Raw genomic sequence first — 20,318 nt, 5'->3', positions numbered from 1 at the left:
TTTGGGTCACGATGGATGCGGTTTTTCCCGGACATCCCGGGACGGCGGTGTCTCAGAAATGCGACAACTCGTAGGGGCAATATTTCAGAAAGGATATTGGGCCGATCAGGGCGACAGGAGGGCGTTCAGGATCTCTGCCCTCCTCCACCGGAACCCCTCCGTCTGGAGGCGTTCCGGGACACACCGCTGGCTTGCAAGCATCTCCCGGAGAAACTCCGGGACCCAGGGAGGGCGGGGAAGGCAGAAGGTGGACCGGTGAACGGACCGGCCCAGAAGTTTCAGAAACTCACACCACCGTACCGGTTGCGGGGCCACACCCAGGACGGGTCCGGAAAGATCCGGTGAAGCAAGGGTGAAACGGAAGACCTCCACCGCGTCTGGAAGAGCGATCCAGGAAAGCCAGTGTCCCCGGAAAGCCATGCCCCCTCCCCACCGAACCATCTTTAGAAGACGGGGCAGGGCCCCGCCTTCGGGGGTGATCACCACACCCAGTCGCACCCACACCACCCTTCCCGGCGCCTTCCGGTATTCCCCTTCCCATGCCTGGACTACCTGCGAAAGAAAACCCTTCCCCGGGGGACTTTCTTCCGTGAGGATCTCGTCTCCCCGGTGGCCAAAGAATCCTGTGGCCGATGCCCCCACCAGCACGCCCGAAAAGTCGTGGCGCTTGAGGGCCTCCACCAGCCGTCGGGTCCCCCGCACCCGGGAATCCCGAATTCTCTGCTTTTTTCCCGGCGTCCAGAGGCCGGCGATGGGTTCACCCGCCAGGTGGACCACTCCGTCCACCCCTTCCAGCGCCTCGTCGGGGAAATCCTCCCGGAGGGCGTCCCAGCGAAAAATTCCCACATCCGGGGCGTGGCGGGTGCGGGAGGTTCCCACCACCTCGTGGCCCTCTTTCCGGAGGGCCCGGGCGAGATGACGCCCCAGAAGACCGGTGATCCCCGTGATCAGGACCTTCATCGCCGGAACACCAGCACCCGATAGGTGGGGAACCCGAGAAGGAGGGTTTTGAGGGCGAGACGGGCTTTCATGCCCTCTTCCGGAAAGGCTCGTTCATACATCTCCAGCACCTCATGGGTCCCGATCCGGAAAAGAAAGCGCTCCTGCGTGAGAAGCGGCTCCACCTCAAGCCCTTCGGATGCCAGAATCCGTCGCACCTCCGAAAAGTTCACAAAGGCAGTGATGTCCGTTTCTCCCGGTGCCTCCAGGGGATCCACCACCCGGTGGTTCCGGTAGCCCTGCAGGGTCCCCGCGGGATACCGTTTGAAAAGAACGTCCTCCTCCTCCCCGTAATCCACAAACACGCCCATCCCCTTCACAAGGGAGGCCGCCACCTTTCGCACAAAGGCCTCCATCCCCACCGGAATCTCCACCTGTTCCACCCCTTCCGGCACACGGGAGAGTGCTTCTGGCGGGTCCTCCACGGGCCGGAGGACCTCCCGGGGCGGGTCCCCGTCCACATACATTTCCCACCATTCTTTCTCCACCCGGCGAAACACCCGGACGGGAAAGGCATCCAGCATCTCGTTCGCCCAGAACACACCGGAAAACCTGTCCAGTTCCTCCACAAACACCACGCGGGGATGGTCCCGGAGGCGTTCTTCCTGGCGCCTGCGCAGGTTGCGGCTTCGTTCCAGGATGCGGTATTCCAGCCGGGCATATAGATCGGGATGAAAGCGCTTCCAGAACCCCAGGGCGTGAAGGGCGAGATCGCCCAGACCCGCGCCCGCCTCCACCACCACCGGATGGGCGAACGCCTCCAGGACGGGGGTCACCAACCGGGCCAGGCTCCAGGCGAAGAGAGGGTGAAAGGAAGGGGCTGTGTAGAAGTCACCGGTTTTTCCGAAGGACGCCACCCGCTCATAATACCCCCGTTCGGGGTGATAGAGGGCGTCCTCCATGAACCGGTCAAACCGACGCATGGCCGCTCTCCGGCGGCCGGGGAAAACCCAGAAGAACCCAGAGCACCAGAAGCACCAGGTTCACCCCCACCGCCGCCCGGAGGTGGTGTCCGGCAAGCCATCCCGCCACCATGCCTCCGGCCGAGGAGGCAAGGAAAGAGGTGAGGTTATAGAGCCCGGTGGCGGTTCCCCGTTCCCGTGCCCCCACCGCCCGGGTGAGAAAGGCGGGCAGAAGGGGCTGGAAGATGGTGTAGCCTGCAAAAAAGAAGAGACCCGCGGTGAAGAGCAGGATCACACGGGGTGGAAAGGCCAGGGCGATCCAGGAAAGGAGAAGAAGTCCCCAGCCCGAACGCATCACCGGACCATAGCGGCCGTGGACCTCCGCCCGGCGGATCACGGGATAGAGCAGGATCATGGGGGTGACCACGCCGAGATACACCTTCCACAGGGCGGCCTTCTCCCATCCCAGTTCGGTCCAGAGGAGGGGATACAGAAAGAAGAAGGTGTTGGTCAGGAAGGCGAGCACGCCCACGGCCAGAAAGATGGGACGGAGCACCGTCCAGGGAAGGGCCCGGAACCCGCCCTGGGGCCTTTCCGCGTGGTGAATCTCCCGGGGTTCAGGCAGCAGGACCACCATCACCAGGAGGGCGAGGAGGGTGAGGCCGGCCAGAATCCAGAACACCCCGGAGAGCCCCCAGAAGGAGGCGAAAATGGGGCCCAGCACGCTCCCCACCACAAAACTCCCGCCCACGCCAATGCCGGCGAGGAGAAAGGCCCGTGCCCGGACCTCATCCCGGGTGAGGTCTCCCAGGGTGGCCATGGCCACGGCCGAGATGGCTCCCATGCCCTGCAGGGCTCGTCCGGCCACCAGTCCCCAGATGGAATGACTTGCTGCGGCCACCACACTCCCCAGGAAGAAGAAGGCAAGGCCCATGCCCAGCACGGGTTTGCGACCCACCCGGTCGCTCAGCATTCCGAAGGGCATCTGGAAGACGCTCTGCACCAGGGGATAGATCCCGAAGGCGAGGCCTGCCAGAAACGGCGTGGCGTCTTGGTAGTGCAGGGCATAGACGCTGAAAATGGGGAGCACCATGAAGATGCCCAGAAGACGAAGGGAAAGAACGGATGTGAGGAGGAGAACCGCGCGGATTTCCTGTCGGGTCATGGTGGACTCCTGTCAGCGGGTTTTGAAAAAGGAACGCGCGCCCGGAGGGACTTGAACCCCCAACCTCCGGCTCCGGAGGCCGGCGCTCTATCCTGTTGAGCTACGGGCGCGCAACCCCTATAAGTATAGGGCGCCGCCCAAAGACCTTCAATACCCCCATTGCCCCTTGACATATCCCCACGCGAAATTCGGGGTTTGTGGTATGGGGCCGGAACAAGTTCCCTACGAAGGTTTTTTCGCGTGCCCATACGGTACACGGCAGCATACCGCTGTTGATGGTTCTTTTCGGGCCGTGTATCCTTTTTCCCATCAAACCTTCGGAGGTATCCACTTGAAATCCGGTTTTGTCGCCCTGGTCGGAAGACCGAATGTGGGGAAATCAACGCTTTTGAACCAGCTTCTGGGGACCAAGGTTTCCATCGTTACACCCAAGCCCCAGACGACCCGGAAGCGCATTCTCGGTGTGCTCACCCTGGAAGACGCGCAGATTGTTTTTCTCGACACACCGGGGCTCCTTTCCCGGACCAAATACGAACTCCATCGCCGGATGATGGACCAGGCCCGCTACGCCCTTCAGGACGCCGACCTCGTGCTCTTTATGGTGGAGCCCGTGCTTCCCACGGAAGAAGACGAGAAGTTTCTGGACCTCCTCCGGCAGGCGGAGAAACCGGCCATCCTGGTGGTGAACAAGATTGATCGGGTGTATAAGCCGGAAATCCTGCCGGTGATGGATGCCTACACCCGCCTGTATCCCTTCAAAGAGGCCGTTCCCATCAGCGCCCTCAAACGGGACGGTCTGGACATCCTTCTCGACGTGATTCTCAAGTATCTCCCGGAAGGTCCGCCGTTCTATGATCCCGAGACCGTGACGCCCGAAGATCTTCGCACCTGGGCGGCGGAGATCATCCGGGAGAAAATCTTTGAACTCTTCGGTGAGGAGGTCCCCTACAGCACGGCGGTGGAGGTGGAGGAGTTCGTGAACGACGACCCGGAACACGGGGGGAAAACCTATGTCCGGGCGGTGATCTATGTGGAGCGGGAATCCCAGAAACCCATTCTCATCGGTCGGGGTGGGGAAAAGATCAAAAAGGTGGGAATTCGAGCGCGGAAAGAAATGGAGTCCTTTCTGGGACGGGGGGTTCACCTGGAGCTGTGGGTCAAGGTGCGACCCCGGTGGCGCAAGGATCCGGCCTTTTTGAAGCGATTGGGCCTTTAGGAGGTGAACCATGCGCTATGCTCTCCTTTCGGTGTATGACAAACACGGCATCACGGAATTTGCCAGAGCCCTGAACGAGCTGGGGTTTTCCCTTCTCTCCACCGGAGGAACCGCCCGCACCCTTGAGGAAGCGGGGCTCACCGTGATCCCCGTATCCAACCTCACATCCTTTCCGGAAATTCTGGACGGTCGGGTGAAGACCCTGCATCCCCTCATTTTCGGGGGAATTCTGGCCCGGCGGTGGAAGGCGGAAGACCGGGAGGTGATGAAGGAGCACGATCTCCCGGATATTCAGGTGGTGACGGTGAATCTCTACCCCTTCGCCCGGAAGGCGAAGGAGAACCTTGAGGAGCAGGACCTTCTGGAGTTCATTGACATCGGGGGACCCAGTTTGATCCGGGCTGCCGCCAAGAACTATCGGGACGTCTTCGTGGTGGTGGATCCCCGTGACTATCCCCGGGTGGTGGATGCCCTCCGGAGCGGGGAGGATGCCCTGGAACTTCGGCGGGAACTGGCGTTGAAAGCCTTTGTGCACACGGCGGTGTATGACGCCACCATCTATACCGAACTCTACCGCCGGAAACACGGAGATCCCCCGGAGTACCTGTTCCCCGTTTACCGGCGGATGAACACCCTGCGGTATGGTGAAAATCCCCATCAGCGGGGCTGGGCGTATGAATCCCTGTCCCGCGGGTTCTTCTCCACCCTCCAGCCCCTCTGGGGGAAAGCCCTGTCTTTCAACAACTTCGTGGATCTTTATGCCGCCCTTGCCCTGCTCCAGGACCTCGGGGAAGATCGGCCCGCCTGTGTGATCGTGAAGCACACCAACCCCTGTGGAACGGCCCGGGGAGAAACCGTTCTGGAGGCCTATGAGCGAGCCCTGGCCGGTGATCCCGTGTCGGCCTTTGGGGGGATCGTGGCACTGAACCGCCCGGTGGATGAGGCCCTGGCCCGTCGCCTGAACGAACATTTTCTTGAGATCGTGGCGGCGCCGGAATTTCCGGACCCCTCCTGGGAGATCCTCACGAAAAAGAAAAACCGGAGGCTCGTCCGGTTCCAGTTTCCCCTCCCCAATGGATATGACGCCCGCCTCCTGGGTGGGGACCTTCTCCTTCAGGAGCCGGACCTGGGAATCTGGGAGGAAGACAGACTCCAGGTGGTCTCAGGGGAGATCCCGGAAGAACTCTGGGAGGACCTCCGGTTTGCCTTCACGGTGGTGAAGCACGTCAAATCCAACGCCATCGTGGTGGCCCGGAACGAACAGGTTCTGGGGGTGGGTGCCGGCCAGATGAACCGGGTGCAGGCGGTGCGGATCGCCCTCGCCCAGGCGGGTGAAAAGGCACAGGGCGCCGTCCTTGCTTCGGATGCCTTTTTCCCCTTCCCCGATTCGGTGGAGGAGGCCGCTCGTGCGGGAATCCGGGCCATTGTGCAGCCGGGAGGATCGGTCCGGGATGAGGAGGTGATCGCCCGGGCCCGGGAACTCGGCGTGGCCATGGTGTTCACCGGGATCCGTCATTTCCGGCATGCCTGAGCGGGACTGGTGGATCCGTCCCCTCCGGGAAGAGGACATTCCCCGGGTTGCGACCTTCCATCGGGCCCTGATGCCTCCGGGGGAAGGGTGGGGGAAAGAGCAGTGGCGATTTGAACAGGAGCACCCTCTGCGGTTTCCCTTCGTTGCGGAGACATTTCAGGAACTGATCGGTGTGGCGAGTTTCTGGGACGAGGGGGATGGGCTGTATCTTGCTACCCTTCTCGTGGTTCCGGAACATCGCCGGAAGGGGATCGGACGGGCGCTGATCCGGGAAGGAGAAGCCCTGGCTCAACGGCTGGGCCGATCCCGGATCACCCTTCATGTCCGCTCGGACAACACCCCCGCCCACCGGTTTTACACGGCCCTGGGATTCTCCCTCACCGTCCCGTCGGAGATCCGGTATCCCGACGGCACCCCCGGGGATCGGTGGGAAAAAGACGTGGTGGCCGAGGGGTAAAGAACACCCGGACCTGATCATGCGTGCCGGTGTTTTCGACCACACTCATTGCTGCGCGAAGACGTGCCGTGCCGGGTGGTTCTGGCCCCGTGAAGAGAAGAAATCCTGCGGAGATGAGGCTATCCAGCATGCTGCACGCCCACGGACTGGATCGGCGCGGTCTGTCCTCTCGCCTCACGGCGTGTTCGGCATCCACAGCATCATTCGCAGGATGTCCAGACAGGCCTGCTGGAGCACCGGAACCTCTTTCGGATTTTTGAGGGTGCTCACCACCCAGAACCCTTGCCCCTGAGGGACCACGGCCAGGGCGGGGGGATCCGTGAGGGGGATGCCCCCCCGCAACGTGGCCTCTGTCACCGGATGCTGCGGGGCGTTTCGCCATATCGTCCCGGACGACCCATACGACGCAAGGTGTTCCCGGAGGATCCAGCGGGCCAGGGGATGATCCGACCGTTGGACGGTGGTTTCCGCCGGGGTTATCTCAAGGCCAAGGAAACGGGCTTCTTCCTCTGTGGGGCGTTCCACCCACACCCGTCCCCCGCGGCGAACATAGGGCACAAGCTCTTTGATTTTCTGAAGGCGCCGGGGATGGGGGCGGAGCCACCAGGCGGTGCGCCCCGGATAGGGAACGGCGATCACACCCCGGAGATCCCCGAGATCGGGCCAGACGGTGAGCCCTTCCGGAAGGTGCAGTGTATCCAGGGCCTCCCGCATCCGGGCAAGCCAGATCCTTCCCTCCGGTGTGGTGTCGTTGAGGGTGTGCCAGACGACCGCGCCATCCCGGCGGGCTTCAAGCAACACCACGGCTTTCATCCCCCGGAGCAACCCCGCGCCCCACAGTGGAAGTACATAGGGAGAAGGGGGTGGATCCACCATGCCCCGGGCAGAAACCCCTTCTTTCCCCCACAGACTCATGAAGTCCTTTGGGAACAGGTTCAACAGGGGATGAGGAGACCAGGGATGGAGGAGGGCGGCGGGGCGGTCATAAAACGTGCCCCACGGGGAAGTTCGGTCGATTCGCAGGATACGGGGTCTGTCATTGTCCTGACCCTCACTCGAAGGGACAGAAAACACATCCACGGGGAGGGTGCGAACGTCCACCCTATCTTGTTCGTCATACAGGATCACGCGCAACGTTTCCCGTCGAAGGATCCTGCCCGGGGGAAGGAAAAGGCGCAGGGGAAGGTCCCGATGGGAAAAGGACGGAAGGTCCAGCGTGGTGTCCAGAAACGTCCGGTTGTTTCCCGAAATCACGAGCCGGAAGGTTTGGCCCGCAAAATCGTCATGGAAAATTTCCAGGGTATCATCAAGAAAGCCTTCGGGTGCGCTTCGCCGGAATCGCCGGAAGGCCGTCCGGGTGGGTTTGCAGGCGTCCTGCTGGGCGCGATAAAGAGGCGTGTCGTCCAGAATGGACAGGCCCCGGTCCTGGACGCTCCAGGGGGTGAATCCGGACACCCGGAAGTGCCGGTAAGCCAGAATCTGCCAGGTCCATGCCCTTGCTTTGGCTTCCGCCCATCCGAGAGGTTGGAAGGCATCGTCACCCACAATGGGCACATAGGGATGGGGTGTGGGAGAAGGCATCCAGAGAAACTCCCCGATATAGAGGGGTTTCGTTCGGTCCCAGAAAAATGTGCGGTTTGGCCAGAACCAGTGTCTCACCGGAAGGGACCGGTCCAGGAAAAACACGGCAAAGGGCCAGATCTGATATCGTCGGAACCGCAGGGGATAGTGAATCCCGATCACGTCGCTTTTGCCTGCTGGATCACCGTCTGCCTCAAAAAAGACCGGACGGGTGGGGTCCACCCTTCGGGCGTGATCCAGCCAGCTGCCGAGAAGACGTTCATACTTCGGAGCCTTGGAACGCTCACCCCACAGTTCGTTGCCCAGACTCCATATCACCACGGAGGGGTGATGCCCCAGCGTTCGGATCATGGCTTCGTGATGGCGGCGAACCGCCTTGTCAAGCCGGGGATCATCCAGCCGGTAAAGTTCGTCGTCGTTGAACAGCGCCCCTTCCGGCATCATGAGCACGCCCAGGGAATCGGCCAGGGCATACCAGAGGGTGTCCCAGGGCTGGGTGTGGGTCCGGAACATCCGGGCGTTGAGGTTCCGGATTCTGAGAAGGGTTTTGCGGATATACGCCGGGTCGTGGTATTTCGGAGGCCATGGGGGCCAGAAACTCGTGCCGCAGAGGAACACCTTCTGCCCGTTCAGCCAGAAAGCCCCGTCCCGGGCTTCAAAACCCCGCCATCCCACCGCCACCCGGGCGGTTTCTCCGGGGGCAAGAATCTCCAGGGTATACAGTCGCGGCGTATCAGGCCACCAGCGTTCCAGGTCCGGGGGGATCCACGTCCACCGTAGATGTTTTCCCTTTCCCCGAAACGTCCAGAAACTCCGAACCGAATCCCGGATCCGTCCCCGGACAGGGGCGGGATCGGAGAGTTCCACTTCCACCACAAGGGAATTCGGAAAAAAGGTCCACACCTCCACGTCCTGCACATAGGGCCCGGGATAACCCGCCAGATAGGCTTTCCCATACAGTCCAAACTGATGAAACCGGCCCCCGATGGGCGCCAGGGCCTGATCCTTCACCCGCCAGCGGACCCGGATCCAGTCTTTTTCTTTCTTGAGCCAGGCGGGGGGATCCAGGAGACGGGAGGTCCAGCTGTGGAGGGTGAGTTCCAGGGTGTTTTCACCGGCATGGACATACGGGGTAATCTCCACCTTCCGGGGGAGGAAATCATCGCCGGAAAGGGGAACGGTCTGGCCGTTCACCCGGAGAATGGGATCAAACCGGGCAGCGGGAAGATGGAGCACCCACCGCAGGGACGTGTCGGGAAGGACAACCCGGGCATGGAGCGTCAGGCTGTCCGGTCCGAGGGCGTGTTGGATTCTCGAGCCCCAGGGAAGGGACAGGGGCAGGGCACCCAGCAGGAGGGGGAAAAGGATCATCGGCATGCTCCTTGTCCATGCATAGGTCTATCATACGGGACAACGGATGCGTCGGCAAGGCCATCTTGCTCATTCGCCACGGGTCCTCTACGATATGCACCGTGGATCTCCGATCGCTGTGGCGGGCATCCCGGGCACCCCATCGCCGATGGATGTGGTGGGGCGCGGGATTTGCCCTGTTCGCCCTCCTCCTCGCCTGGCCCCTGCCCCTGGAAGACCGCGCCCATCGTGCGTTTGCGGTGTTCGTGCTGGCCGCCTATCTGTGGGGAACCCACGCCTTTCCCCTCCCCGTGACGGGGCTTGTGGTTCTGTTGCTCCTTCCCACCACAGGCGCGCTGTCCCACACCGAAACGTACATGCACTTTGCAAGCCCTGCCGTGATGTTTATTCTGGGTGCGCTCATCCTTGCATCTCCCGTGATGCGTTCCGGTCTGTCCAGCCGTGTGGCCCTTCACACCGTCTCTCGTTTTGCCCGGACCCCCCGTCGCCTTGTGGCGGTGATCTTCACCCTGGCCACGGTGTTTTCCTTCTTTATCAACGAACATGCCGTGGCGGCCATGATGTTTCCCATCGTGTTTGAACTCGCCTCTGGTGTTCGGGAACATGCGCCGCGTCTCGCCCCCCGGCTGTTTCTGGCCATGGCGTGGGGGTGCATTGTGGGAGGAACGGGAACCCTGCTCGGGGGCGCACGGGCACCCCTCGCCATCGGGTTTCTGGAGTCCACGCGGGGAGAGAGCCTGGGGTTTCTGGAGTGGATGGCAGCGGCCTTTCCCGCCGTCATGGCCCTCTATGGGGTGGGGCTTCTGTTTCTCCTCCGGGATCTCCCGGACCGCCTCCCGCCGTTGCTCCTGAAGAGCCTGACGGATCGCGTGGCCGCGCTGGGTGATTTCACCGGACGGGAAGCCCGAACGGCCGGGATTCTGCTCCTCACGGTGTTCCTCTGGATCACCATGGGAGACCGGTGGGGGCTGGACAGCATTGCCCTCTTCGGTGTGATGCTCACCTTCATGCTCCGGGTGGTCTCCTGGCGGGAGATTGAGGAGGACGTGAACTGGGGCATCATCATCATGTATGGAAGTGCCATGGCGCTGGGCGCGTCTCTGGAGATGACGGGCGTAACGGATCATTTCGCCCGGACGCTTCTCTCGGAGGTCAGCCTTCATCCCGGGCTCTTTCTGCTGGGACTTGCCTTTCTTTCCCTCGTTCTGACGGAAGCGGTGAGCAACGTGGCCACGGTGGCCATTCTGATGCCTCTGGGGCTTGCCCTTGCGGGTCCCCTGGGGGTGCCGGGAAGGCTGGTGGCGCTGGCGGTGGCCTATCCGGCAGGACTTGCCTTTCTTCTGCCCATCAGCACCCCCGTCCTGGCCATCGCCACCGGAGGCAATCTCCTGTATCCCCGCCAGATTCTCCTGTCGGGGCTTGTGATGAAAATGGTCAGTTTTTTCGTGGTGTGCGGGCTGGTGGCCCTGTGGTGGCCCCGGATTCTGGGAGGTGGATGATGCGTGTCCTGGCGATGACCCGTTTCCCGGAAGATCTTTCCCCTCTCAGGGGGACGGTCCCCTGTGAGGATCTTCTCCTTCTCTATGTGGTGGACCCCCGAACCACCCGGAAACTTCTGGACACCCTTGCCTCTCAGGGATGGCTGGGCCCGGGGATGCTGGAGTGGATGGAGGACGTTCTGCGCAAGGACCTCCACCGGCTGGCTGAGCAAACCCTCACCCAGGTGGCCCAGGCCCTCGGATGTCCGGATGCGGAACGGAAGGTGATGGAAGGGACCCGGGAAGACGCGGAGCGAACCTATCCGGATCTCAAATGGCTTGCGTGACCGCTTCCGGGATTTTCCAGATAGGCCTGAAGCATCTGGATCATCTCTTCATGGTGTTCTTTCGCATGTTGCGGGGTCCATTCGTCATAACGCATATACACCAGCAACATCTTGAGACTTTCCAGCGTTCCTCTTTTCAGTTGTTTGATGAGGTCATGCCTTTTATCTTCAAACAATTGGGCGCCAAGGGTCATGTTCATGTGAAAGCTGATGAGCGCAAGATTCCCGAAATCATCCAGTCCGCATCCTTCTCCGTTACCCCCCATATTTTTCCATGCTTCCGCTCCGGACTTCGGCCAGATGTGTTCCACAGAATCCAGGTTGCGGAATCGAAAATCGCTGATCATATTCTCGAGTTCTTGCTTTTGTCCATCCTGTTCGAACATCTGTTTTAGCTCATTTTTCTTCTCCTTTTTTCGCTCCTGCTCATCACTCTCTTTCTCTTTTTTATTCTCTTTCGTCCATGGATTCTCTTTGTCTTGTTTACGTGTTTTCCACTTTCTCCAGAGCAGGTAATCGGTGAGGTAAAACCAGTAATGTTCTGTGCGGGTCCCATTCCCTTCAAGCGCCTCACGGAGCTTTTGGGAATAGTCCTGACCTGCGTGATCCGATGTGGATGAATGTTGTGAAGGCTTCAGGAACTCCCAGAAAACGTTGCCCATGAAATCACGATTTTTTCTTTCTTTGAGCCTTTCCGTCGCCATGGCGTGGTTCATGCGCTGCAGGAATGCAAGAAGACCCTGATCCAGGTCCTGGAAGGTTTTCCCCTTCTGAAGTTCGCCGTCAAGGGCGTCGTGTTTTGCCCGTTCTGTGACCGTATGTTCCGTTTTCCCTTTCTGAAGTTCGCCGTAAAGGTCGTAAAGAAAGTTCAGCGTGGGGAGAAGCCATGCCTGTTCTGTGTAATCGGGTGCGGTCAGATAGAAAAGATGCTGGAGATTGACCAGGTGTTTGATGTTGTCAGACTGACGATTTCTCTCCTGAACGCTTTCGAGAACGGCTCCTTCCCTGCTCTGGATACCGCGTTTGGGAACACGAATCACAAACAGGTCCAGAATGATGCGTAGCTGCAGGAGAAAAAGAAGGAACTTTCTTGCGATGTCCGCCCGATTCTCTGAACCAGCGAACCACAATCCGTCGCTGGATCCTCCCTGAAACGTTTGAAGCAGTTCGCTGTCTGCGAGCGAGATTTCGTCCTTCTTGAGCTTTTCCTGTTGAACACCATGCTGCTGAACACCATAACGGAACAGCCACATGGCATGAAGCAGGAAGGTGCTGAAGCGGACAGGTGCCTGATGGGTGGTCTCCACATCCCGCCTCTTCCCAACTTCTTCACCAGAAGGCTTTTTCTGGATTTTCTCCATCAACTCGGTGAGGCTGATTTTTCCTCCCTCTCCATGGTCAGCGCCCTTTTGGGCCAGAATTTTCTTAAGCTCTTCCTCGATTGCCTGGATATCTTCGATTCGTCTCCGGGGCAACGTAAGAAGTCTTTTCTTTTTCTTTTCCCGTTCCTGATCTCCCTGCTCCCCCGCTTTCAGCAGGGTGTTCCAGATGGGGATGTCCATCACACTGCAGGCATCCCACAGGGCGGCATAAACCCCCCTGTCCTGCTCCGGAAGAAGGTTCAGAAAACGCGCTTTCAGGACGCTGGGGGGTTCAAGCTGTTTCCCCCGGCTGTTCATCACCTCAAAAAACCGGGCGACGTCAATGGATTTCGGAACAAACGACAGCACAAACACGATGCCCCTGTCTGAATTCAGAAAGCGGCAAACCTTCTCACATGCATCGGGATGCTCCGATGCCCATCGGTGGATGGCCAGGACGGCCTGGACCAGCGCGGAGGCCTCCTCTGCCTCTTTCCTTTCCGAAAGCTCAGCGATCCACGACAAAAACTCATTGCGGTCTTTTTCCTTCAGCTCTTCAAGAAATTCTTTTGCCTTTTCCCGGATTCGATATTCGAGGACGAGATCTTTCATCGTCTGGATTTCACAGGAAGGACAGCGCCTGGAAAGGACGTGCTGGATCAGAAAAAGGGTGGAGAGACGCTGCTGTCCATCAATCACTTCAAGAACGTCTTTTCCATCTTTTTTCTTTCCCGCTGGGGCGACCACCAGTGTGCCAAGGAAATATTCCGTTTCTTCTTTACGCTGTGCCCGATCAAGATCGTTCAGGAGGGTTGCGATTTCTTCATACCCCCATGAAAAGGGGCGCTGATACAGAGGAATCAAAAAGGCATACGTGCGGCTCAATTCCCCCAGATGCACCGGTTTCACAGGTGAAGGACGCTGACGATCAGGTTCCATGAGGAAACTCCCAGGATTTTCCGAGCTCCTTAAGGCGTTGCGCCACCCGATCTCTCAGGGCTGACCACGCGTCCACCCAGGCCCTAACCGTGGGCGAGTCGGGCTGTGATTGTACTTGAGAAACCGGAACGTGATAATGAATGAATCTCCCGAGTTTTCGTGAAACCACCTCCGGTGCATAGGAAAGGAAAAGCAGTTTAAAGAGGTTCAGACACCAGTCCAGGTTTTTGCAGTCATGCTGGTCATTTGCAAGGGCACGCACAACGGTTTCACGACGAAGGCTCTTCTTTGAAAGCCTGAGATGGGTGAGGAGGATGATCAGATCAACCACAAAGGTCTGGATTCCTTCTTTGCCGAACATATCGTAATAGAGAAGAAGGGCGGAGCGATAAAGCAAATCCAGATAAAAATTCCCTTTCGATCTCCATGTGCCCTCGAACAGTTCAAAAAACCTGATGGATCCTTCCTCTGTCTGGATTTCGAGCGCTTTCAGCTCCTCCAAAAGGCGAATGTACTTGTGAAGAAAATAAAAAAACCGCTCTCCGCCTTCCACCGATTTGGGGATTTCAAAGGGAAGAAACCTCCACCCTTCGGGAAGGGTGAAGGCGGGAAATTGATAGACCAGCGGGACCGTCTGGAAGGCAATCTCGTCTTTCTCCATATCGTAGGTGTAGTGGGAAAAGAAAGGGGGCTGGTTGTAGGTGTAGAGTTTCTGTGGCCCGGCTTCCGCCTGAAATTCCTGGAAAAGATCCGGGTCAATCAGGTCTTTTCCCGCGATCTCGCCCCGGATACTCCTCCGGATGATATAGAGCGCATCCAGAACGCTTCGAAGAACGGAGCCTCTCTCAGGATCCGGGCGCTCCCATCCCTCCCATGCACGTGCCATAAATTCTGCTTTTTTCTCCTCCGTCTCCTGCATCACCCTTCGGAGGTGGTGAACCTTGAGAAGATCGGTGGGTTCAAGGGGTTTGCCCCGGGTGTTATGGGAATCGAAGAGAAAGAAAGCAAACTCCAGATCGTCTGTGATCAGCACCGTCATCGAAAGATGATTTTTGAGGAAGGTGAGAAAATCTTCTTTTTCCTCCGCAGATCGGAATCTCTCGAGGAAGTTATCAATGAGGCGCAGGTTCTCACGGACATGACGCCGGCTCACCGGGTGGTCGCGCACCTCGAGCTCCATCCCGTTTTCGCCCAGCCGGGAAAGAAGCATCCCGATGGTGATCAAACGCTGCTGGCCGTCGATGATTTCTACATCGCGCGGGTGATCCTTGTTGTCGGGTTCATAGAAGATCACATTCCCCAGGAGATACTCATGGCCTTCGTTTTCTCCTTTGAAGCGCTGAAAAGCCTCATACGCCCCCTGAAGGTCTTCGAGCAGGCGCTCCACGTGCTCAGTTTCCCACTCATATGGGCGCTGGAATTCGGGAAGACGGAGGCGAAACGCCTCAAGGATCTCCCGAAGCCGATAGCGTTTCGCCTCCTTCAGAGAGACCATGAAAACCGGGTCACCTGAAGCTTTCCGGGAGGAAGCCCTCCTTCACCAGGTATTCCAGGATTTTCCGGGCGCTTTCCTCCGGAGACATCTCCATCGTCGGAATACGAATTTCGGGATTTTTCGGAGGTTCGTAGGGGTCGTCCACGCCCGTGAAGTTCTGGATGAGCCCCATGCGGGCTTTCTGATAGAGCCCCTTCACATCCCGGCGGGCGCATTCCTCCACCGGCGTGTCCACGAAAATCTCAATGAACCGCCCTTCCGGCATCATGTTCCGCACCTGGTTCCGGGCGCTTTCATAGGGACTCACCAGGGCGCAGATGGCCACACCGTTGTGCCGCACGATTTCGGAGGCCACAAATCCCACCCGGAGCACGTTCGTGATCCGGTCTTCTTTGGAAAATCCCAGCCCCTTGGACAGGTGGGTGCGGACCACATCCCCGTCCAGCACGGTCACGGTTTTGCCCCGGGCCTGAAGCATCGTGGCCACGATCTCGGCGATGGTGGACTTCCCGGCGCTGGGTAAGCCGGTAAACCACAGGCAGAAGCCCTGACGGGTTTTGGGAGGATGGGCCTCAAAGAGGATTTCCGCCACTTCCGGACGGGTGAACCAGGCGGGAAGCCTTTCCCCTTTGCGGAGACTCTCACGCACCTGGGTTCCGGAAATCTGGACAAAAGTCTTGCCGGAGGCCTCCGCCACGGACTTTTCCTCATACCGGTCCTCATCCGGAAGATACACCATCTCCTCAAAGGAAACCATCTCCACGCCGATTTCGTCGGAATGCTTCTGGAAGAGTTCCTGAGCCTCATAGGGGCCATAGAAGGGGCGACCCTGACTGTCTTTTCCGGGACCTGCGTGGTCCCGCCCCACGATGAAGTGGGTGGCGCCGTAGTTTCTCCGGATGATTCCGTGCCAGAGGGCTTCCCGGGGTCCCGCCATCCGCATGGCGAGAGGAAGGAAGGAGAGCACGGTGGAGGTGTGGTCGTAATAGTTCTCATACAGCACGTGATAGATCCGCATCCGGACAAAGTGATCCACATCACCCGGACGGGTCACCCCCACCACGGGCTGAAGAAGAAGGGCTCCTCCCACCTTTTCCTGGGCGCGCTTGGTGATCTCCTCATGCACCCGGTGCATGGGGTTGCGGGTCTGAAAGGCCACCACCCGATCAAAGCCCAGACGGGCGAGTTCTTCCCGGACCTGAGCCGGCGTTTTGCGGTATTGCGGGAAATCGTAATGCCGGGGAAGCTGGATCACCCGGAGTTCACCCGCAATGTAATACGGTCCCCACGTGTGCATTTCGGCCACCAGGGGATGCCGGGGATCGGTGGTGCCCAGCACCTTTTTTGCTTCTTCTTCCAGATCCCAGGCGAACACTTCCTCCACCCGCATCACGGCCAGGGGAACGTTGCGGGGGTCCCGCAGGACGATCTCTTCGCCTTCCTCCAGCGACTCGGCAAACTCTTTCTCCACGGGAAGGGTGATGGGAATGGGGAAAAGGGTCCCGTCGCTCAGGCGCATTTCCTCCAGCACGCGTTCGTAGTCCCGTTTTCCCATGAAGGACCGGAGAGGGGAGAAGCCGCCGGTTGCAAGCATCTCCAGATCACACAGGGAACGAAGGGAGAGCTGGACAGACTTCATGAAACTCGTGCGGGCCAGGAGTTCTTCCCGTTCGTCTTCACCCACCAGGAGATCCACCAGTTCACCCCCGTAGGGGGGAATCAGAGACCGCGTTTTCTCTTCCATGCTCCTCTCTCCTCCTCAAGGTTTTTGCCACAGATTACGGGGTTGAAGGGGCACCTTCAAGCCCCACCAGCCGACCCTCCCGGAGAAAGAGGGCCCGGTCAAAATACTTCTGGTGTTCCAGGTTGTGGGTCACCATCACCACGGTGAGGGACGTCTCATTCCGGAACTCCCGGAGGAGTTCCAGGAACTGCCGGGCGTTCTCCGCATCCAGGTTGCCCGTGGGCTCATCGGCAAGGAGCAGGGGTGGGCGGTGGACCACCGCACGGGCCAGGGCCACGCGCTGCTGTTCACCTCCCGACAAACGCTCCGGAAGATGGACAAGACGATCCCCGAGCCCCAGACGATGAAGGATCTTCTTCGCTTCCTCCCGGGCCCGATCCAGGGCCATCCCCTGAAGGAGAAGGGGAAGCACCACGTTGTCCAGGGCCGAAAGGTCCGGCATCAGGTGGTGAAACTGGAACACAAACCCCAGCATTTTTCGCCGCAGACGCGCCCGATCTGTGCGGCTCATGGAAACCAGCGAGCGGCCGGCGATCCGAACATCTCCCCGGTCCGGCTGATCCAGCCCAGCGGCAAGGTGAAGGAGGGTGCTCTTGCCCGATCCGGAAGGGCCCAGAATCCCCACCCACTCCCCTTCCTTCACCTGGAGATGCACGTCCTGCAGGACGGTGAGACGCCCTTCTCCTGAGGGATAGGATTTCCAGACAGCGTCGAGTTCAAGGATCCAGTTCATCCGGACGCAAGATCGGGAAAGCGCGCGAGGCTGAGCCGTCGAAGGGCCTTCACTTCCTGGGCTTCCTGAAGGGGGACCGTCACCGCAACCCCGCCGCTCTGAATGAGCGCCTGATCCCTCAACCCCCGTGCAGCCACCACACCGTCTTCCACCCAGACCAGGGAACGGTGACAATCCTGAAGCACTGCCTGTCCCACCACCGCGTTGCCGTGTTCGTCCTTCGGAAGGATCCGCCAGAGGGAAAGGAAGGATCCCACATCTTCCCAGGCAAACCGCCCTTCCGCCACCACCCCCCGATCCGTTTTCTCCATCACCGCATAGTCCACCGAGGTGGCCGGAAGCGCCTCATACAGGGCATCCACCTCCTCTTCCGAAAAGCCTGTGAGCCGCTCCCGGAGATCCGGGAAGAGGCGGATCACTTCCTGAAGAAACGCATCACTCCGGAAGAAAAACATGCCCGAATTCCAGAGAAACCCCTCCCGAACATACCGTTCAGCCGTATCCCGGTCGGGTTTTTCGTGAAACCGTGCAAGCCGGAACACCCGGGGTGTATCCTGTCGCAGCACCTCCCCGGGCTGGATGTATCCATAACCCGTTTCCGGACGATCGGGGAGAATCCCGATCGTTCCGATATATCCGTCCATGACAAAGGGAAACAGGGCTTCCAGCGTCTGGCGGAAGACATCCAGTTCCCGGACCACGTGATCCGCCGGGGCGACGAAGAGAGGGGAACCGGGAGACCGGCGTTCCACAGCGAGGGCAGCAAAGACCAGGGCAGGGAAGGTGTTTTTTCCTTCAGGTTCGGCAAGCACCGAAAGCTCAGGGGTATAGCGTTCAAACAGGGGGCGTTGTTCCCGGGGAGCCACCACGAACACCCGCTCATCCGGCACGAAGGCGAAGCGCTCCCGGGTGGTCTGGATGAGGGGTTTGCCTTCCAGAAGGGGGAGAAACTGTTTGGGCCTGCCGGCTCGGGAGAGGGGCCACAGGCGTTCGCCTTTGCCCCCTGCAAGCAGAACGACGTGAAGGGTGTCCATCACAGGCGGAACACGAGATAGGCGTAGATCCGGGTGAGGCTGCTTGCGATCCGTTCGGTGCCCGCCTCCCGTCGGGGGAAGATGCGGGCGTCCGCACCCACCACCACCGAAAGGTCACCGTAGAAGGATTGCTGATATCCGGTGATGACGGAGAGCACCGGCGTCCAGGTGTTGTCGTGAACACCGGAAGCGGCAAGACCCAGGAGATACCGGTCCAGGATGGCCTGGCGGGTGGCCAGACGGATTGCTTCCGTGCGGGACCCGGCAACCCGTTCCTGACGATAGGAGATCCGGAGATGGGTGGGAAAAGCCTGGGCACCCAGCGCCTCCATCCCTGCTTCCATCACCAGGGGAAGTTCTCCCCCTTCTTCGGAGAGGGGGGCCATGAGATACCCGTCCACCCGCACGGGGTGCCGGAGATAGGCCGCGCCCACCGCCAGGTCATAGCCCCGGTAGCCCGAACGGGTTTCAGCGCGGGTGGAAGAAAGGTGGTCCACCCTTTCGGTCACGGTCACGCCTTCCCGGACGGCCATTTCCAGCCCTGCCCGGAACGCCCCCCACGTGCCCCCTCCGGAGAGGACATACCGGTGGATCAGGGTCCGGGTGCGCTGTTCCAGGTCCTGGATGAGGGTGTAGTCCGGAGCATAGACCTTCTCCCGATCGCCGGAGAAGGAGAAAACTTCAGGCTGAACCTGGACGGCGATGCCCCGGCCTTCGGATTCATAGGCCACGCCAATCCAGGGCTGGGGGCCTTCCCACAAGCGGATGCGGGAGACCGGAATCCATCCGGTGAAGTTGCCGAAGTTGTCATAGAGAACGGCTTCCCGGGTCTGTTCATACACACCGGAGAACCCGCCGACCACGATCCGGGTGCCCGGACGCTGTCCGAGGTCTGCAGGATTCACGAATCCCGCGGCGTAATCCACACCAAACGCAGAACTCACCGGCAAAAGAGCAAGAACGAATCCAAACATTCCCGTTCCTCCTTGCTGATGAGGGGAATATACAGCACACCACACGGAACGTCAGCCGGGCGGGTCAGGAGGCTTCGCCGTCGGATTTCTTCTGGGCCAGGAGGTCTGTCCCCACCCCCAGGGCGGTGGCCAGCGCGGACAGTTCCACCGGGATGAAAACCTTGTTCGCCTCACCCTGGGCGATGGCTTTCAGGGCTTCGTAATATTGCAGGGCCAGGACTTCCGGCGTGGGCTGGACCTCTTTGATAATCTCCAGAACGAGTTTGAGGGCCTCACGTTGCCCTTCGGCTTCGGCGATTTTGCGGTATTTTTCGGCGTCCGCCACCAGCTGGATGGACCGGGCCTGCCCTTCCGCCTCCAGGATTTTGGCCTGCTTTTCCCCTTCCGCCCGTTTGATCTGGGACTCCCGGTATCCCTCGGCTTCCAGGATCATGGCCCGCTTTTCGCGCTCCGCCTTCATCTGCTTGTGCATGGCGTCCATCACGTCCCGGGGCGGATCGATGCGTTTGAGCTCCACCCGGGTGATTTTGACGCCCCAGGCATCCGTCACTTCATCCAGCACCGTGCGGAGACGGGTGTTGATGATTTCCCGGCTGGTGAGGGTCTCGTCCAGGGTGAGTTCGCCGATGATGTTTCGCAGGTTGGTCTGGGCGAGGGCCACGGCGGCGATTGCAAAATCCTGCACCTTGTAAACCACGTCTTCCGGTTTGATCACCCGGTAATAGATGATCCCGTCCACCGTGACCACCACGTTGTCCTTGGTGATCACCTCCTGGGGCGGCACATCCACCACGCTCTCCCGAAGATCCACCCGGATCACCCGCTCCATCATGGGGATCACAAGGTGAAGGCCGGCGGGGAGGGTCCGGCGGTATTTCCCCAGAAACTCCACCACCCCTGCCTCGTAGGGCCGGAGGATCACCACCGCGTTGAGGAGAAAGGCGATGATCACCATCACCAGAAACACCAGAACCACGAGCATGGCAACCGA

General features: G+C 59.9%; 16 protein-coding genes, 1 tRNA gene and 1 pseudogene. 5 read left to right on the top strand and 13 right to left on the bottom strand.

Annotated elements, in window-relative coordinates:
• Nucleotides 1-105: 105 nt before the first annotated feature.
• The 4 genes from AC6HU3_RS09085 to AC6HU3_RS09070 all read right to left on the bottom strand — a co-directional run bounded on the left by AC6HU3_RS09085 (nucleotide 106) and on the right by AC6HU3_RS09070 (nucleotide 3,176).
• Entirely contained in the window at nucleotides 106-960 is an 855-nt protein-coding gene (locus AC6HU3_RS09085) for a TIGR01777 family oxidoreductase (RefSeq protein ID WP_497473449.1), read from the bottom strand.
• Nucleotides 957-1,922 carry an SAM-dependent methyltransferase gene (locus AC6HU3_RS09080; RefSeq protein WP_497473448.1) on the bottom strand — a complete coding sequence of 322 codons (966 nt, stop codon included), beginning with the start codon at nucleotides 1,920-1,922 and terminating at the stop codon, nucleotides 957-959. The genes AC6HU3_RS09085 and AC6HU3_RS09080 overlap by 4 nt, the downstream gene beginning before the upstream one ends.
• Nucleotides 1,909-3,066: an MFS transporter gene (locus tag AC6HU3_RS09075; RefSeq protein WP_497473447.1), complete on the bottom strand. Its 1,158-nt coding sequence runs from the start codon at nucleotides 3,064-3,066 to the stop codon at nucleotides 1,909-1,911. Before AC6HU3_RS09075 ends, AC6HU3_RS09080 begins: the two co-directional genes overlap by 14 nt.
• A gap of 36 nt (nucleotides 3,067-3,102) precedes the next feature.
• Nucleotides 3,103-3,176 (bottom strand) — tRNA-Arg (locus AC6HU3_RS09070).
• 221 nt (nucleotides 3,177-3,397) lie between these two features.
• On the opposite strand from AC6HU3_RS09070, the gene era reads away from it, so the two are divergent.
• From era to AC6HU3_RS09055, 3 genes are read left to right on the top strand one after another with little or no spacing between them, the layout of a single operon-like run.
• Nucleotides 3,398-4,282, top strand: coding sequence for a GTPase Era (gene era / locus AC6HU3_RS09065; RefSeq protein ID WP_497473446.1), 885 nt, complete (start codon nucleotides 3,398-3,400; stop codon nucleotides 4,280-4,282).
• 10 nt (nucleotides 4,283-4,292) lie between these two features.
• Nucleotides 4,293-5,813 (top strand): bifunctional phosphoribosylaminoimidazolecarboxamide formyltransferase/IMP cyclohydrolase, encoded by a 1,521-nt coding sequence (purH, locus tag AC6HU3_RS09060; protein WP_497473445.1) that lies wholly within the window; start codon nucleotides 4,293-4,295, stop codon nucleotides 5,811-5,813.
• On the top strand, nucleotides 5,806-6,270 hold the full coding sequence (locus tag AC6HU3_RS09055) for a GNAT family N-acetyltransferase (RefSeq protein WP_497473444.1): 465 nt from the start codon (nucleotides 5,806-5,808) through the stop codon (nucleotides 6,268-6,270). Before purH ends, AC6HU3_RS09055 begins: the two co-directional genes overlap by 8 nt.
• Nucleotides 6,271-6,444: 174 nt before the next feature.
• Here AC6HU3_RS09055 and AC6HU3_RS09050 read toward each other — a convergent pair whose 3' ends face one another.
• Complete coding sequence (locus AC6HU3_RS09050) at nucleotides 6,445-9,222, bottom strand: glycoside hydrolase family 2 TIM barrel-domain containing protein (protein WP_497473443.1); 2,778 nt, start codon at nucleotides 9,220-9,222, stop codon at nucleotides 6,445-6,447.
• A gap of 101 nt (nucleotides 9,223-9,323) precedes the next feature.
• Between AC6HU3_RS09050 and AC6HU3_RS09045 the strand changes: the two genes are divergently transcribed.
• Nucleotides 9,324-10,721 carry an SLC13 family permease gene (locus AC6HU3_RS09045; protein ID WP_497473442.1) on the top strand — a complete coding sequence of 466 codons (1,398 nt, stop codon included), beginning with the start codon at nucleotides 9,324-9,326 and terminating at the stop codon, nucleotides 10,719-10,721.
• Nucleotides 10,718-11,047 carry a hypothetical protein gene (locus tag AC6HU3_RS09040; protein ID WP_497473441.1) on the top strand — a complete coding sequence of 110 codons (330 nt, stop codon included), beginning with the start codon at nucleotides 10,718-10,720 and terminating at the stop codon, nucleotides 11,045-11,047. The genes AC6HU3_RS09045 and AC6HU3_RS09040 overlap by 4 nt, the downstream gene beginning before the upstream one ends.
• On the opposite strand, the gene AC6HU3_RS09035 is transcribed toward AC6HU3_RS09040, so the two are convergent.
• The 8 genes and pseudogenes from AC6HU3_RS09035 to AC6HU3_RS09000 form a co-directional block, all read right to left on the bottom strand.
• Nucleotides 11,020-12,609 carry a GmrSD restriction endonuclease domain-containing protein gene (locus tag AC6HU3_RS09035; protein ID WP_497536310.1) on the bottom strand — a complete coding sequence of 530 codons (1,590 nt, stop codon included), beginning with the start codon at nucleotides 12,607-12,609 and terminating at the stop codon, nucleotides 11,020-11,022. The genes AC6HU3_RS09040 and AC6HU3_RS09035 overlap by 28 nt on opposite strands.
• Nucleotides 12,610-12,732: 123 nt before the next feature.
• Nucleotides 12,733-13,347 (bottom strand): annotated as a pseudogene (locus AC6HU3_RS09030) (DUF262 domain-containing protein); the annotation flags it as partial.
• Nucleotides 13,337-14,842 carry a DUF262 domain-containing protein gene (locus AC6HU3_RS09025; RefSeq protein WP_497473440.1) on the bottom strand — a complete coding sequence of 502 codons (1,506 nt, stop codon included), beginning with the start codon at nucleotides 14,840-14,842 and terminating at the stop codon, nucleotides 13,337-13,339. The pseudogene AC6HU3_RS09030 and the gene AC6HU3_RS09025, both read right to left, overlap by 11 nt.
• A 10-nt stretch (nucleotides 14,843-14,852) precedes the next feature.
• Nucleotides 14,853-16,586: a bifunctional sulfate adenylyltransferase/adenylylsulfate kinase gene (locus AC6HU3_RS09020; protein WP_497473439.1), complete on the bottom strand. Its 1,734-nt coding sequence runs from the start codon at nucleotides 16,584-16,586 to the stop codon at nucleotides 14,853-14,855.
• A gap of 34 nt (nucleotides 16,587-16,620) precedes the next feature.
• Nucleotides 16,621-17,319: an ABC transporter ATP-binding protein gene (locus AC6HU3_RS09015; RefSeq protein ID WP_497473438.1), complete on the bottom strand. Its 699-nt coding sequence runs from the start codon at nucleotides 17,317-17,319 to the stop codon at nucleotides 16,621-16,623.
• Nucleotides 17,316-18,353, bottom strand: coding sequence for a mannose-1-phosphate guanylyltransferase (locus tag AC6HU3_RS09010; RefSeq protein WP_497473437.1), 1,038 nt, complete (start codon nucleotides 18,351-18,353; stop codon nucleotides 17,316-17,318). Before AC6HU3_RS09010 ends, AC6HU3_RS09015 begins: the two co-directional genes overlap by 4 nt.
• Nucleotides 18,353-19,327 (bottom strand): hypothetical protein, encoded by a 975-nt coding sequence (locus AC6HU3_RS09005; RefSeq protein ID WP_497473436.1) that lies wholly within the window; start codon nucleotides 19,325-19,327, stop codon nucleotides 18,353-18,355. Before AC6HU3_RS09005 ends, AC6HU3_RS09010 begins: the two co-directional genes overlap by 1 nt.
• A 64-nt stretch (nucleotides 19,328-19,391) precedes the next feature.
• The gene (locus tag AC6HU3_RS09000; protein ID WP_497536309.1) at nucleotides 19,392-20,309 is read right to left on the bottom strand and encodes an SPFH domain-containing protein; all 918 of its coding nucleotides are present in this window, start codon (nucleotides 20,307-20,309) and stop codon (nucleotides 19,392-19,394) included.
• Nucleotides 20,310-20,318 lie beyond the last annotated feature (9 nt).

Source organism: Caldifarcimen microaerophilum (genome assembly GCF_055387105.1).
Note: the sequence above shows the minus strand (reverse complement) of the source record. Positions and strands in the feature narration are given on the sequence as shown.